Origin of the sequence: Bartonella machadoae, from assembly GCF_022559585.1 — a bacterium.
GTDB classification, from domain to species: Bacteria; Pseudomonadota; Alphaproteobacteria; order Rhizobiales; family Rhizobiaceae; genus Bartonella; species Bartonella machadoae.
The window spans coordinates 1,903,638-1,918,507 of sequence record NZ_CP087114.1 but is presented as its reverse complement, the minus strand read 5'-3'; the positions used below and the strand labels follow the sequence as shown (position 1 = coordinate 1,918,507).

Here is a 14,870-nt window from a genome sequence, read left to right as displayed (position 1 = left end):
ACTTTTTTGTTCGTATCGTTTAAAGATTCGAAGCGATATTCATAAACGTGCTTGATGTTATTGAGTGCAATAATCTACAAAAAGATGAATTGTTAATCAAATACGGAAAACATCAATATGGAGATGTTTTAAGAATTTATGGTGTTAAAAGACGATAGAACGGTGTTTTTTTAGAAGCTCTTGAAAGGGTTAAGAAAATCCTATATAGTCGCTTACTGCAAAGAAAAGCGAATGATAATTGAAAAGGGTAATCATTGATTATTTTAAATTATCTTTTTGATATTATCACGTGACTATGTTCAGAAAGTGTCTTTTGTGTGCTGTTGAGAATGCTGCTCGTATAAGCAGAAGAAGCCAAGTAAAAAAGGGTAATCTTTCTGAAAGAAACGCGCACTGGTTCTGTGAGTGCTAAAAAGCGTACAGATGTCAGGTGTAGAGTGAAATTGAAAAATGAGGAGGGCAAAAGTTGAAATCTTTAAGGAGCTTAACTCTTTATATTATATGCTAAAAAATTGTTGGCATCAGCACAATGTTGTTTTTTAACGCAATGTCGTTTTTTATTGAAGAGAGGCAGAATATATTTAAAGATTTCTGATATCCATCGCGCGTTGGTTTGAAAATTTGCCGCGTTTTGGCAAATGGGTATCGCGCTAATGGTGGTTTTGGAGCAAAGAAAAAGTATTTTCATATCATGCATATCATGCATTGAGAGAGAATGTGTTTCATACATTGAGAATTGAAGAGATATACGCTTTTAAGGATTATCGTGCTTTTTGTCGGGGCAATATTCGCACAATGAACGCAATTGAGTGTATCAACATTGAAGAGAAGCTGTTTGATCGCCCTTATTTGAGAACAAGATTGAACAATATTGTGGAAGGGGAAATAAAAATGTCTGTAATGCAATACGGTGATGATAGTTTTGCATCAAAAGCAAAGGTCTTGAATAATGATCTTATTGATCGTGAATGGGCAATGACAAAATTTGTAGCTGCTGTTAATGGGTTGGCACAAGTGGTCGATTATGAAAGCAATATGCTGGAAAGCAGTGGTATTCCAGATTATGAAGAAATAAATTTATGCAAAATACGTGGACTGCGTGATCTAAATAAATCTATGAGTGATATAAAACGCTACATGAATGAAGAGATTGTCAGTGAGGTCGAAAATTTATTATCCGATTTACAACAAAAATTAAATCGTAATAGCGAATTGCTGCAAAGCCATTTGACCGCAGTAAACAATCTTTCGCAAACTATGCAGGGTGCTGGTGGCATAAAAGAAACAGATTGATCAGATATCCATTTGGGTCAATGTTGGATTTGATAAAGCTTAGATATTCTCAGGGATAAAAAATGACAGAGCGTGTTGGTTTTGTCAGAGCTGTGGGGGTGACTTTTCAGTATTCTCATATTTGCTGTATAATTTCTTGCAATTGTGATTTTTATATTTTTCATTTTCATCGTGCAGAAAATTTATCCTTTACAATAAATTATTCCTGACAATAAAAAAGTGATTTGAGAGAGAAGGGCGGCAAAAACTTCAAAAATCCGGTATCTAAAGTGTATATTCCTCTTTTGTTGAATGAAAAAATCTTTCTCTGTTAGTGGATGCTTTTTAGCATTGTTATCGTTTTAGTATTGTTATGACAGTGTTTTGAGAAAAAGAAATTTAATAATAAAAAGCAGCACAAGTGCTGCTTTTTGCTTTTTTTACTAAAATTAATACTGATTTTTCTTTTAAAAATGGTAACGCACTCCACCAGAAAAACTGGTTCCAGAAACACCGGCTTTTTGAAGTTTTCGCCGATAGCTGATATCACCATGGAGAACAATATTCTCAGAGAGAAAGGCATTAACCCCAATACCTCCTTCAATGGAGGAACCGGTAGGGATCAAGATAGAATGCGTCCACAACCTTTATCGTTTCATTCTCACCAAAAGCTTTAAGAATATTCAATTTACCATAGAAAGAGAAGGCATTGGTTTCTTCAGTTTCTCCTTCTGTGGTGATAGCCTGTGTCAAACGTCCACCAATACGTACCAACCATTGACGTGGATTGTTCATATCAACTTCTTTGTACTAAAATTAATACTGGTTTTTCTTTTAAAAATAATAACGCACTCCACCAGAAAAACTGGTTCCAGAAACACCGGCTTTTTGAAGTTTCTGCCGATAGCTGATATCACCATGGAGAACAATATTCTCAGAGAGAAAGGCATTAACCCCAATGCCTCCTTCAATGGAGGAACCGGTAGGATCAAGATAGAAGGCATCCACAATCTTTATCGTTTCATTCTCACCAAAAGCTTTAAGAATATTCAATTTGCCATAGAAAGAGAAGGCATTGGTTTCTTCAGTTTCTTCTTCTGTGGTGATAGCCTGTGTCAAACGTCCACCAATACGTACCAACCATTGACGTGGATTGTTCATATCCACTTCTAAACCATTGGCATCTGAGAGTCTCTTGAAAAAGAGATTTTGATAAATCAATTGTGCTTGTGGTTCAAACACCAACCCCTTAGAACCCGTTGCTAATTGTTGACCAATGGTCGCAGAGACATTTAATGTTTCAGTTCCATCTAATTTTGCGGCATTGCCAACAAGAGCTGTGGTAATATTTCCTTTTACAGCTCCATAGGAAAGAAGTGCGTTTACGTATAGACCACTGCTGTGCTGGATGCCGCTATAAGCTGTAAGTGACCACTTATCAAGGGTTGTCTTTTCAGAATCTTCCATCCCCTTTGGTGTAAAAGCAAGCTTTCCATATGTCCCTAAAAGACCAACATGCGTCTGGATGTTTTCGCTTTCTAGTGCTGCCAAGACGACACCTAATTGCAAAGCAGTATAGTTCACATCCGCATCGTAGCCATAGTGTAGTGGATCACGGTTGGAAGATAAGGTGACTTTCTCACCATAAGAAGACAAGAAAAGAGCACCATTTTTATTGTTTTCGTTATTATTTCCTGCCTCAAACACAGTTAAACGCATATCGTTTAAAAATGTGTTTTGGTTGTTGACATCAGTCAATCCAGCAGAAAATAGAGCATTGGGCATGACCAAATAATTTGCAACCTGTGGCAAAAGCGCTCTAATCTTTTTATCCTTATCAAGATAGGCATTCTGCAATCGGAAATCCCAGAAATTTTGATCATTTTTTCCAAAGAGATTTTGGCTTGCATGAGATGTTCCCGGTTTATAGGCTGTGAGTGTGTATTTATAAGGCAAACCACCCATCGTCATATAATCTCCGGCTAACTTGAAGGAATTTTCATTTGCTTTTCCGGAAACTTGAATGATTGAAATCCCATGCGTTTCTGTAGGGAGCGAAGTCATGTGTTCTCCCCAAACAGAACGGCTATCGGCTCTTTTTTTATCCTTTTCCAAAAGATTAATATGAATCATGGTCGTGCCTGATACATCACCATTAATCATAATCCGATCGGTTTCTTGTTCCGTTACCGGAGAACTACCGCTCCATTTTGTGTTTACATGAATTGCTGTGGAACCTGTTGCACTATACACTGCTGGTATATCGGGATTTTTATCCTCTTGTTGTGCATTATAGCCTATAAAGAGAGTCTGGTAATGTCCCTCTTCTGGTTTTTCAAACATAATCGTGCTGTCTGTGAGGTTTAGCATAGAAAGGTTGGAATATGAATTTCGATTAACACCAAACTGCTCATAGACGGGTGAGTCTACGTCATTATCACTGTTTATAATATTTTTATTTGCCTTTAAAAGCCATGTGGTGTTGTCTTTTAGATCAAAGACTGTTTTGCTCGTTTCTAACGTTCTTACGCGTCCTTGCAAAAGGGAGTGATTGGCAGTTAACATAAGAGGAGAGGCAGGACCACTTTCATTTTTTAACAAAATATCAGCATGGATTTGTGAGTTTTTGAGGGTAACTTCATTTTTGATAGATGCGCTATAAGCACTGATACCTGTACCATGTTCAACACTAACCTTTGTATTCTCCAAGAATATTCTGTTAGCAACACCTTGCTCTTCTTTGCGGGCATTGGCTTTTTCTTCAGCATTATTTACATTTCTGGGTATGTAGAATAGATCATCTTTGAGAACGATACCATCAGCTTTATAACGGCCCGTAACATTTACGATCGATCCCTTCAGCTTTATTGTCCCATTTTGACTGATTAGACCAACTGTTTGTGCTGTTGCGACAATATCTGTAGCATCAATTGTTCCACCTTTTGATGTATCAAGTGCAACAAAATTTGCCGTCGCTGTTCCTCCTATCATCTTTAGGAGCGAATTTTCCCCTTCTACAATGATAGCAAAATTCTCATCGTAAATTTGAGGATTGTGCAGCGTTACAGTTTGACCATCTTGAACGCGGACTCCATGTTGAAAAATCTCAATTTGTTTTGGTTTTTCAGGCTGCTTTTCTGGTTGTTTTGGTAGCGGTTTTTCAAGTTCAGATTTTGCAGGTTTTTCTTGTACAGATGCTGGTTTCTCGGGTGTTGGTTGTACAGTTTCTCGCTGTAGAAGCACTGGTTTTTCAGAAACTGTTGGTGTTGGTGCTGAATTTTCCGGTATTGATTGTGGAGGTCTCGAAGGGAGTACTAAATCTTCTCCAGAGACAGGGGGTGTGGAATCAGATTTTACAGGTTTTTCTTGTATAGATGTTGGTTTCTCAGGTGTTGGTTGTACAGTTTCTCGCTGTAGAAGCTCTGGTTTTTCAGAAACTGTTGGTGCTGATGCTGAATTTTCTGGCATTGATTGTGGAGGTGTTGAAGGGGGTGTTGAATTTTCCCCAGAGACAGGGGGTGTGGAAGAAGAGAGAATTGGACGTCTTCTCGATTTTGCGCCTTCTTTTGTTGTCGGTTCTGTCGCTTCTTCTGAGAGGTTAGGTTTCGGTAGGTGTTGTTCTCTGCTTACCATGGAGTCAGTTTCACTATTTGGTTTTTCTGTACCGCTTCGAGCAAGTTGAGGCTCTGATCCAGAAGCAGAGGTCGTAGCAACAGTTGTCAAACTTGTAGATAGAGTTCCTTCTTTATGGCTTTGAGAAGAAGCTTTTTCAGTTTCTGTAGAAGGAGTTGCTGGTATTGCATTGCTTGTTGAATCTGTTGATCTCTTTCTTGAAGTTGTCGTTTCTGGAGATTCAAGTGTTCCAGTAGGAGGTACTGTCGTGGGAGATGGTCTGATTGCCGATATACCCTGTTCAGGGGGCGTTTTTAAGCTGTTAGAAGGAGGTTGTGGAGAGGAAAGCTTTTCGGTCGATGATGAAGGTATTACAGAGAGGGCATAGGAGAGGCTGGAAGAGTAAAAGAGAACGCTAGAAAGTGTGCAGAGTAAGAAGCTTTTTTTTATCATTGAATATATTCCTCAATATCGGCTGCCCCCTCTCTTAATTTTTTAACCCATTATGTTTCTTTTTAAATTGCAAAAAGAAAAATATAGGGCACGCGCTCTCTTTCAAGATGTGAATTAAAGTATTTTTAAAAACAATAACGCATTCCAGCAGAGATATTTATTCCAGATACGCCCGCCTTTTTGAGGGGATGTTGATAACTGATAGCGCCATGAAGCGCGATATTTTGCGATAAATACGCGTTCATACCCATCCCACCTTCAATTGCAGTTCCCATAGCAGTCGGTTGAGAACTTTCACTCCTTTCTATGGTCTTGTTATGTTCAAAAGTTTCAATAACGTATAATTTACCGTAAAAGGACACGGCATGACCTTTATTTTGTGTTAAACGGCCACCAATACGCAACAACCATTGAGAAGGATTGCTTTGGTTCATTTTCAAGCTATCGGTTTGTGAAAGCGTGTCAAAAGAGTGCCAAGGAGAAGGTTCGGAATGTGTGCCAAGCAGGAGATGTTGATAAACAAGCTGTGCTTGTGGTTCAAGGGTTATTCCTTGAAAATTGGTTGGTAATTTTTGACCAACGGTAGCAGAGACATTCACTGTTTTTGTGTCATTTGCTTTTTTCGTCTTTCCGATAAAGGCAGTGGTGATATTGCCTTTGAAAATTCCATAAGAGAGGAATATATTTGCATAGAGGCCACTGTCATGTTGGATGTTTCCATATGCGGTAAGGGACCACTTATCAACACTCGTTTTCTCAGCATCTGCTCGGTCTGTTGTGAGGAAAGCCAGTTTCCCGTATGCCCCCATAAGACCAAAACTTGTGGTGGTATTTTGATTTTCTCTTGCGGCTAATGTCACGCCTGCTTGTAAGGCCGCATAGCGAATGTCCGCATGAGCGTCATCTTGTGATGACTGAGGGTTGGCAAAGAGTTTCAGTTTGTTGCCATAAGTCAATAGAAAAATTCCCTTTTCTTTAAGATCTTTTGCTTCAAACATTGTTATTCGTATGTTGTCTAACAATGTGTTTTGCGCGTTTACATCGGCAAATCCAGCGGCGAACATCGCATCAGACATCACCAAAGAGCTTGTTATTTGTGGTGTGCGCGTTTTTTCTTCAGAAACATGAGAGCTATGCGATAAAGCTGCGGTTGCTTTATCGTCCATAAGCTTAGATGATTTTTCAGTATTCGCGGTGGTTTTGTTCGCAGATTCAACCTTTGAGGGCAAAGCCATAGAAGCTTCTGGTGAAGTTTTAAGAGTGGTTTTTGATGAAGAAGAAGGGGTGTTTTCACTTGGATCAATACCAACACTTGATTGGGCATTTTTATGCGTTTGAGGTTGTCTGGTATTTTGATGATCTGTGATCGGGGATGAATTTTCCTTATCCTTATGTTGTGGGGTATGAGTAGGATGGAATTGATTGACAGCACGTCCTTTTTCTGTGGTGGAGGTCATGAGAGGTGGTTGATGCTCTTTAGGTGAAGAAGAGGATAGTTGAGATTCTACTTCTCTCTCCATTTTTGTTGTCGTACCGGTGTTCAAAGCCTTTTTTACTTCTGCTCGTAAGGTATCGGAAAGCGCCTTGTTGTGTCCTTGTAAAGCGTTATCTGCTACTATTGCTTTATGGAGTATGTCGGCTTTCTTTTGCAGCTCATTCCAGTCGCGATTGTCTTGCCTTTCCCATTGTTTGCGCTCCGCATCAATACGTTGTTGCTTATAGGTATCGCGATTTACGGCACTTTGTAAAACATTCATAGCTGCATTGCTTTGTTGTCGTAAGGCGTCCTCTGCTGCTTTTAATTGGTTTTTATTGCGTTCGGCAAGTATTGCATTGGCAAGAAGCATGTGTTTTACATCTTGATTATATTGGTTAGCCATAGCACGGGCACGTGCATCACTGAGACTCTTTTGTAACGCATTTGTATGTGCACTAGAACCATACATACCGCTTCCCACAAAATGGCTATTAACTCTCTTTTCTACATCATCCATTCCTTCGCGAAGTTGCTGGCTGAAATACGAATTCTCTCCCATCATACCACCAGACGCTATCTTCTCAAGCTGTTCATTTGTTGCTCTTGGAATGCTATACAAAACCTCACGATTGGATTGTCTTGCCAAGGCGTTTGCATATGCATTGTCAAGTTCTTCCAACGCATTGGCATGTGCACCAGACCCACCACGACCAGCAGCAGTGTAATAGCTGTTAATTTGATCTCTCCTCCGATTGAATTCATTTTGAATTGCTTTCTTAAAATGGGGATTTTCTCCAACTGTAGCAAAAGAATGTGTCGTTTGATGGTTGTTTGTTACCGCTCTTGGGTTGTTGTTAAACCCCCCTTGCGGATATTGCCTTTGCGGATGATTGTATCCCGCGAGTGTATAGTGCGTTTGAGCATTTAAATGAGAGGCGGTGCTGGTATGTGTGAGGTTAAAATAACAAAAAAATAAAGCACAAGCGGTTGTACATAAAAATAAAGGTTTCTTATGCATAAAGATGCTCCTTAATCTATCGTCTTCTTTTTGATGAAAAGTGCATAATTTCTTGACGCATTATTTCTTGACGCATTACGCTTTTTCGTAATGCGTAAAACAGATACAGCGCTGTTTATCCTTCAGCGCTGCCTATAAGTTTAAAAAATTAGATTACATTTTTTTAAAAACGGTATTGTATTCCACCAGAGACACTTATTCCGGAGATGCCGGCTTTTTGGAGTTTCTGTAGGTAGTTAACATCGGCATGAAGTACAACATTTTGTGATAAATGTGCGTTAACACCAACACCACCTTCAAGTGAAGATCCCAGCGTATTGAGGTGGAAAGTATCACCAATCTGTATCGTGCCATTATCACCAAATGCCTTTAGGAAATTGAGTTTGCCATAGAAAGCAAAGGTGTTGTTTTTTTCAGCAGACATGATCTTTTGTGTTAAACGTCCACCAACCCGCACTAACCACTGATGAGGATTGCCCATATTGACTTCAAAACCATCAACATCGGAAAGCGTGCCAAACATGAGACGTTGATAAACAAGTTGTGCTTGTGGCTCAAAAACCAATCCTTCAACGCCCGTTGCCAATTTTTGTCCAACGGTAGCAGATGCACTCAATGTTTTGGTATTATCCACGTTTGCGGTGTTTCCAACGAGAGCGGTGGTGATGTTTCCCTTTAATGCTCCGTAGGAAAAGAAGGCATTGAGATGTGTGCCATTGTTATGCTGGAAGCTACCATATGCAGCAAGGGACCATTTATCCAGCGTGCTTTTTGCAGCGCCGTCCATATCTTTTGGCGTGAAAGCCAATTTGCCATATGTTCCCATAAGACCAAAATTCGTGGTGATCTCTTGATCTTCTATTGCTGCTAATGTTACGCCTGCTTGTAAGGCCGCATAGTGCATGTCCGCACCATAGCCATATTGCAATGGGTCACGGTTGGAAAACAAAGTGTTTTTATTTCCATAAGAAGAGAAATGAATTCCCTTGTTTTTGTTATTTCGCATTTCATCTGCTTTTGATCGCATATTGTCTAACAATGCATTCTGATTGTTTACATCAGCCATTCCAGCAGAGAAGAGCGCGCTTGGCATCACTAAATAGCTTGCTACTTGAGGAACAAGAGCGCGGATCTTTCCTTCATCATCAAGCGTGGCTTTTTGCAAGCGGAAATCCCAGAAATTTTTATCCTCTCCCAAGAAGCTTTCTGTAATATTCGCTTTTCCACGGCTAGATGTTGGTCCGTAGGCATTTAGCGTATATTTGTAAGGTAATCCACCCATTGTGACATAGCCATTTGCAAGCTTGAAGGCATTTTCATCGACCTTTCCAGACACTTGAACAAGCGAGAGACCATACATATTCATGGGGATGGAATGCTCTGTGTCTTTTATGCTCTCATCTTTTGAAAGGCTGGTGAAATGAATTTCTGTCGTACCGGATACATCGCCATAAACGAAAAGACGGTCCGTCTTTTGCTGTTCTTTTGGTTCTCCATCGCTCCATTTGGTGTTGAGGTAAATCTTTGCATCGCCCACTGCATTATAAACCGCTGCTCCATGAGGATTTTGCGCTTCTTGTGGCTCAGATTTTTCAGTTTGTGGCTTTCTTCCTACAATCAAGGTTTGATAATGATTGTGTGCCAGCGCATGTGGCGCATTAAATATGATAGAGCTATTATTAAGGTTGAGAACTGAAACGATTGATTGCGCTCGTTGCTTAATGTCAGGGAGTTTATAATTAAATAGACTAAAACCCTCCTCCACTTCAAAGAGACTAATTTTTAAATGCCACTTGCTGTTATTGTTTAGGGTAAAAACCGTTGTACTTTGAGGAAGTATTTTTGCTCTTCCTTCTATAATCGAGTTATCAATATCTAATGTAAAAGTAGTAGGTTGAGGCACAGTGAAGGGCGAAACTTCGTTTTTTAATAACATATCGGCACGAATTTCTGAGTTCTTAAGGTACACTGCATTAGCAACAGCTTTGGAATAATAAGGTCCGAGAATAGCTATACCGTCGTTTACAAGAAGTTTTGTATTGTTAAGAATCGCTTTGTTAACAACTCCTTCTCCTTCTTTTATTTCATCGTCTGGAATATAACCGAAATTGATACCATAGGCTTTGCTGTGGCCCATGACGTTTAATGTTGAATTCTCAATATGGATTATGCCGTTTGTGAGTGATAAACCACGCTCTTGAGCTTCTCCCACAATTCCTTTGGCATGAATTTGACCACCTGACTTTGCAGAAAGCAAATTAAAGCCTGAGTGCATTATTGAGTTTGTAATGGTAATATGACCTTTTTTAGCAACCACGGCATCATACTTACCATGAACAAAAACATTATGAAGGTTCTTCTCTTCTCCATTAGCTACTTGGACCGTAGAAATCTCAAGAGGTTGTCTATTTGCATAGGTTGGAGCAAAATGAGAAAAAATGAAAGTTCCAGCAATTGTACATAACAAAAAATTTTTCTTATAAATATATTTCTTACACATAGATATGCCTTTAGTATTTGGTATGCTTTGATGCTTACTTCATTCCCCTGATGGCGCAAGTACCCAGCCAGTTTTTATACCATTATGTTTTTATTGTAAATAACAAAACGAATATTATATTTGTAGTGTTCTCTATCGTTTAAAAATTGATCTTAGAAGAGCATTTAAAATAGAAAACGCAATGCAGTGAAGATGGGCTTTAGAAAACCTAGCTTGATAAGTATTTTTGTTTTAAAATGTTAAGAATCAAAATATTTTGCAATGATATTTGTTGCTTAAGGTTGTTGTTATGAAAGCTCTACAGAGTTTTTAGAGAAGATTTGTTGCGCGTTTACAAAAAGCTTTCAGTTAATTTGTTTGCATATAGAACTATTCATTATGGATTTTTTATGTAAAAAAGATAAAATATTTTGTATTTTTTATCAATATACAACAAGTTTTATTGAATCCATTCGGTTTTTATAAATCAAAAATGTTGCTTTCTAGAGACTTTGACAGGGATTGAGAGATAGAGAGCTTTGTTGCATTTGGTTTGAATGAAATTAATCCTTTCAAGAAAGTTGTATAGAAAGAACCGTTATTGATGGCTGTTGCCGAAAGATTGCAAAAAAAAGCAGTACATTCATACTGCTTTTTTATTAAAAGAATAGATTATAAGTGGTTTTTTGCTTTTTCTTAAAAACGGTATTGTATTCCACCAGAGACACTTATTCCGGAGATGCCGGCTTTTTGGAGTTTCTGTTGGTAGTTAACATCAGCATGAAGCGCGATATTTTGTGATAAATGTGCGTTTATACCAACACCACCTTCAAGTGAAGTCCCTAGCGTATTGAGGTGGAAAGTATCACCAATCTGTATCGTGCCATTATCACCAAATGCTTTTAGCAGATTGAGTTTGCCGTAGAAAGCAAAGGTGTTGTTTTTTTCAGCAGACATGATCCTTTGTGTTAAACGTCCACCAACCCGCACTAACCACTGATGGGGATTGCCCATATTGACTGCAAAACCATCAACATCGGAAAGCGTGCCAAACATGAGACGTTGATAAACAAGTTGTGCTTGTGGCTCGAAAGCCAATCCTTCAACGCCCATTGCCAATTTTTGTCCAACGGTAGCAGATGCACTCAATGTTTTGGTATTATCCACTTTTGCGGTGTTTCCAATAAGAGCGGTGGTGATATTTCCCTTTAAAGCCCCGTAGGAAAAGAAGGCATTGAGATGTGTGCCATTGTTATGCTGGAAGCTACCATATGCAGCAAGGGACCATTTATCCAGCGTGCTTTTTTCAGCGCCTTCCATATCTTTTGGCGTGAAAGCCAATTTGCCATATGTTCCCATAAGCCCAAAATTTGTCGTGATATCTTGATCTTCTATTGCTGCTAATGTCACACCTGCTTGTAAGGCCGCATAGTGCATGTCAGCACCATAGCCATATTGCAATGGATCACGGTTAGAAGACAATGTGCTCTTATTTCCATAAGAAGAGAAATGAATTCCCTTGTTTTTGTTATTTCGCATTTCACCTGCTTTTGATCGCATATTGTCTAACAATGTATTCTGATTGTTTACATCAGAAAATCCAGCAGAGAAGAGCGCGCTTGGCATCACTAAATAGCTTGCCACTTGAGGAACGAGGGCGCGGACCTTTCCTTCAGAATCAAGCGTGGCTTTTTGCAAGCGGAAATCCCAGAAATTTTTATCCTCTCCCAAGAAGCTTTCTGTAATATTCGCTTTTCCACGGCTAGATGTTGGTCCGTAGGCATTTAGCGTATATTTGTAAGGTAATCCACCCATTGTGACATAGCCATTTGCAAGCTTGAAGGCATTTTCATCGACCTTTCCAGACACTTGAACAAGCGAGAGACCATACATATTCATGGGGATGGAATGCTCTGTGTCTTTTATGCTCTCATCTTTTGAAAGGCTGGTGAAATGAATTTCTGTCGTACCGGATACATCGCCATAAACGAAAAGACGGTCCGTCTTTTGCTGTTCTTTTGGTTCTCCATCGCTCCATTTGGTGTTGAGGTAAATCTTTGCATCGCCCACTGCATTATAAACCGCTGCTCCATGAGGATTTTGCGCTTCTTGTGGCTCAGATTTTTCAGTTTGTGGCTTTCTTCCTACAATCAAGGTTTGATAATGATTGTGTGCCAGCGCATGTGGCGCATTAAATATGATAGAGCTATTATTAAGGTTGAGAACTGAAACGATTGATTGCGCTCGTTGCTTAATGTCAGGGAGTTTATAATTAAATAGACTAATTATGTCGTATTGACTTACATTTAAATACCATTTGCTATTGTTGTTTAAATTAAAAACAGTCGTATTTCCTGCTAAGGTGTTTGCTCTTCCTTCCATAGTTGAATTATCGGCGGTTAATACAAAAGTCATAGGATCTGAATCTGTTGCCTTTTTTATATTATTTTTTAACAATACATCAGAACGAATTTCTGAATTTCTAAGTTGAACTTCGGAAACAGATTTTGAATATGATGGTCCTAAAATACCGATACCATTTCTCACAAGAAGTTTTGTATTGTTAAGAATTGCCTTATTGATAACCTCTTCACCATCTTTCAGAGAAAGATCTAAAATGGTATGGAAAATAATACCGTGTTTTCTTTTGATTTCTATGAATGAATCTTCAATGTTAATGATACCGTTTGCAATTGATAGACCCGTATGCAAAGCATTGACTTTCACTTCTTTAGCATTAATACGTCCACCTTGTGATACAGAAAAAGCAAATGAACCTGAATGTATTGTTGAGTTCGTAATTGTGGCAATTGCTTTCTCAGAGGCGTTCACTGCGCTCAATTCATTGCGGATAAAAACGTTATTAAGAGTTTTTTCTTTTCCTTTTTCCATCCTAAACTCATTAATAATCTCAGGAGGTTGTCTATTTGCATAGGTTGGAGCAAAATGAGAAAAAATGAAAGTTCCAGCAATTGTACATAACAAAAAATTTTTCTTATAAATATATTTCTTACACATAGATATGCCTTTAGTATTTGGTATGCTTTGATGCTTACTTCATTCCCCTGATGGCGCAAGTACCCAGCCAGTTTTTATACCATTATGTTTTTATTGTAAATAACAAAACAAATTATATTTTATGGTGTTCTCTATGCTTTGAAGTTTTTCTTAAAAAGTTTTTTCATGATCATAAAGACGATATTTTTAAATATTTGGTACTGCCAAAAGCTTGTTGGTGTTAAAGATCTAAAGGATTGGAGCGTGAGATATTACTTTATGCACGACTATCAAATGAGCAAATAAAAATTTTGAAAAGATTATTTACATGTGGATGCAATATGAGGGAGGTATGAAGAAGCAAGGAGGGTTGTCGTGCTTTATTCAATGTAAAACAAAGGAATCCAAATGGTTTGTATCTTTTGTGGGGCAAAAGGGGTGAGGGCTATGATAGAGAAATTCGGATTCGTGAAGAGAGGAGAGAGAATTCTTTAAGAACAAAGAACTCTTTAAGAGAAAAGAAAAATGTTTCCAAAAGGAGTTGTTTACAAGAGCGTTTTATAGCGAACAATAGATGCGATTGTAAAGCAATAAGTTTTATAGATGATGTAGGAAGAAGAGGTAGCATAGCAAGAATGGGCGTCATTTGATTGATCTTTAATGACAGCATTTAACAATAAACAAGGCGTAACAGTAAAGGCAGCGTAGTGTCTTGCCTTTTCTTTTTGATGTCTCTCAGTGTCTATTCAACAGAAGAGCTAAAAATCTTGGTGCTTCTATTTATGGAGGGCATAAACAAAGGATAGAGGATGCTCGTTTTTACGTCCCCATTTAATTTACAGCTCTGTTTTAAGATTTACAGTCGGAACCCGCCCCCACCGGAGCCTGAGCCACTTTGTCTTAAAGTTTATAGCCCCATCTTAAAACTGCTCGCTTTGGTTTAAAACTGATAGCGGATACCTCCTGAAAAACTTGCTCCGGATATGCCGGTTTTTTGTAGTTTTTGTTGGTAACTGACATCACCATGAAGGGACAAATTGTGTGAAAGTTGTGCATTGATGCCAACACCGCCTTCAATCGCAGTCCCCACTGGATCAAGGGGAAAAATATCGCCAATTGTGATGTTTCCATCTTTATAAAAATTTATCGAGAAACAACTTTACTATATCACCAAAGATTTTGATAAAGTTTACTTTTAAACCGCGGATCAATCTCAATTTACTCTAGAAGGCAAAGCGAATATTGCTAAAGACAGAAATGCGTGCTTTGATCTCAAAAACAAGACGACATGGTTCATAAAACCAGCACACAAGAAAAAGATGATGAGGGCAATCTGCTCCATAGAAAGACAGAGGATGGTTGTCTTCAACAGAAGCGCCAAGTTTTTTGGCGCTTCTGTTTATAGGAGAGGGGATAAAAACGAAGGATAGAAGATGCTTGTTTTTACAACCCCATATTCAATTTACAGCTCTGTTTTAAGATTTACAGTCGGAGCCTGAGCCACCAGACCCTGAACCACTAGGGTTTGAGCTACCAGAGCCTGACCCAGCGGAACCTGAGCC

At 38.8% G+C, this 14,870-nt stretch carries 5 protein-coding genes and 2 pseudogenes; 1 reads left to right on the top strand and 6 read right to left on the bottom strand.

What is annotated here, in order from left to right; translation table 11 throughout:
* The first annotated feature begins 891 nt into the window (after positions 1–891).
* Complete coding sequence (locus LNM86_RS09065) at positions 892–1,293, top strand: flagellar protein FlgN (protein WP_241437423.1); 402 nt, start codon at positions 892–894, stop codon at positions 1,291–1,293.
* Positions 1,294–1,739: 446 nt separating this feature from the next.
* Here the strand turns inward: LNM86_RS09065 and LNM86_RS09060 are convergent.
* The 6 genes and pseudogenes from LNM86_RS09060 to LNM86_RS09035 all read right to left on the bottom strand — a co-directional run.
* Positions 1,740–2,076: pseudogene (locus LNM86_RS09060) on the bottom strand (autotransporter outer membrane beta-barrel domain-containing protein); the annotation flags it as partial.
* A 30-nt stretch (positions 2,077–2,106) separates the two neighbouring features.
* Positions 2,107–5,337 (bottom strand): autotransporter family protein, encoded by a 3,231-nt coding sequence (locus tag LNM86_RS09055; protein ID WP_372712431.1) that lies wholly within the window; start codon positions 5,335–5,337, stop codon positions 2,107–2,109.
* 125 nt (positions 5,338–5,462) lie between these two features.
* Entirely contained in the window at positions 5,463–7,832 is a 2,370-nt protein-coding gene (locus LNM86_RS09050) for an autotransporter outer membrane beta-barrel domain-containing protein (protein ID WP_241437422.1), read from the bottom strand.
* Between the two features lie 163 nt (positions 7,833–7,995).
* The gene (locus LNM86_RS09045; protein WP_241437421.1) at positions 7,996–10,332 is read right to left on the bottom strand and encodes an autotransporter family protein; all 2,337 of its coding nucleotides are present in this window, start codon (positions 10,330–10,332) and stop codon (positions 7,996–7,998) included.
* A gap of 675 nt (positions 10,333–11,007) precedes the next feature.
* Entirely contained in the window at positions 11,008–13,329 is a 2,322-nt protein-coding gene (locus LNM86_RS09040) for an autotransporter outer membrane beta-barrel domain-containing protein (RefSeq protein WP_241437420.1), read from the bottom strand.
* 919 nt (positions 13,330–14,248) lie between these two features.
* A pseudogene (locus LNM86_RS09035) lies at positions 14,249–14,449 on the bottom strand (autotransporter outer membrane beta-barrel domain-containing protein); the annotation flags it as partial.
* Positions 14,450–14,870: the final 421 nt, after the last annotated feature.

Coding starts and splice junctions, on each gene's coding strand:
- LNM86_RS09065 (WP_241437423.1), top strand. CDS start 892: ATGTCTGTAATGCAATACGGTGATGATAGTTTTGCATCAAAAGCAAAG.
- LNM86_RS09055 (WP_372712431.1), bottom strand. CDS start 5,337: ATGATAAAAAAAAGCTTCTTACTCTGCACACTTTCTAGCGTTCTCTTT.
- LNM86_RS09050 (WP_241437422.1), bottom strand. CDS start 7,832: ATGCATAAGAAACCTTTATTTTTATGTACAACCGCTTGTGCTTTATTT.
- LNM86_RS09045 (WP_241437421.1), bottom strand. CDS start 10,332: ATGTGTAAGAAATATATTTATAAGAAAAATTTTTTGTTATGTACAATT.
- LNM86_RS09040 (WP_241437420.1), bottom strand. CDS start 13,329: ATGTGTAAGAAATATATTTATAAGAAAAATTTTTTGTTATGTACAATT.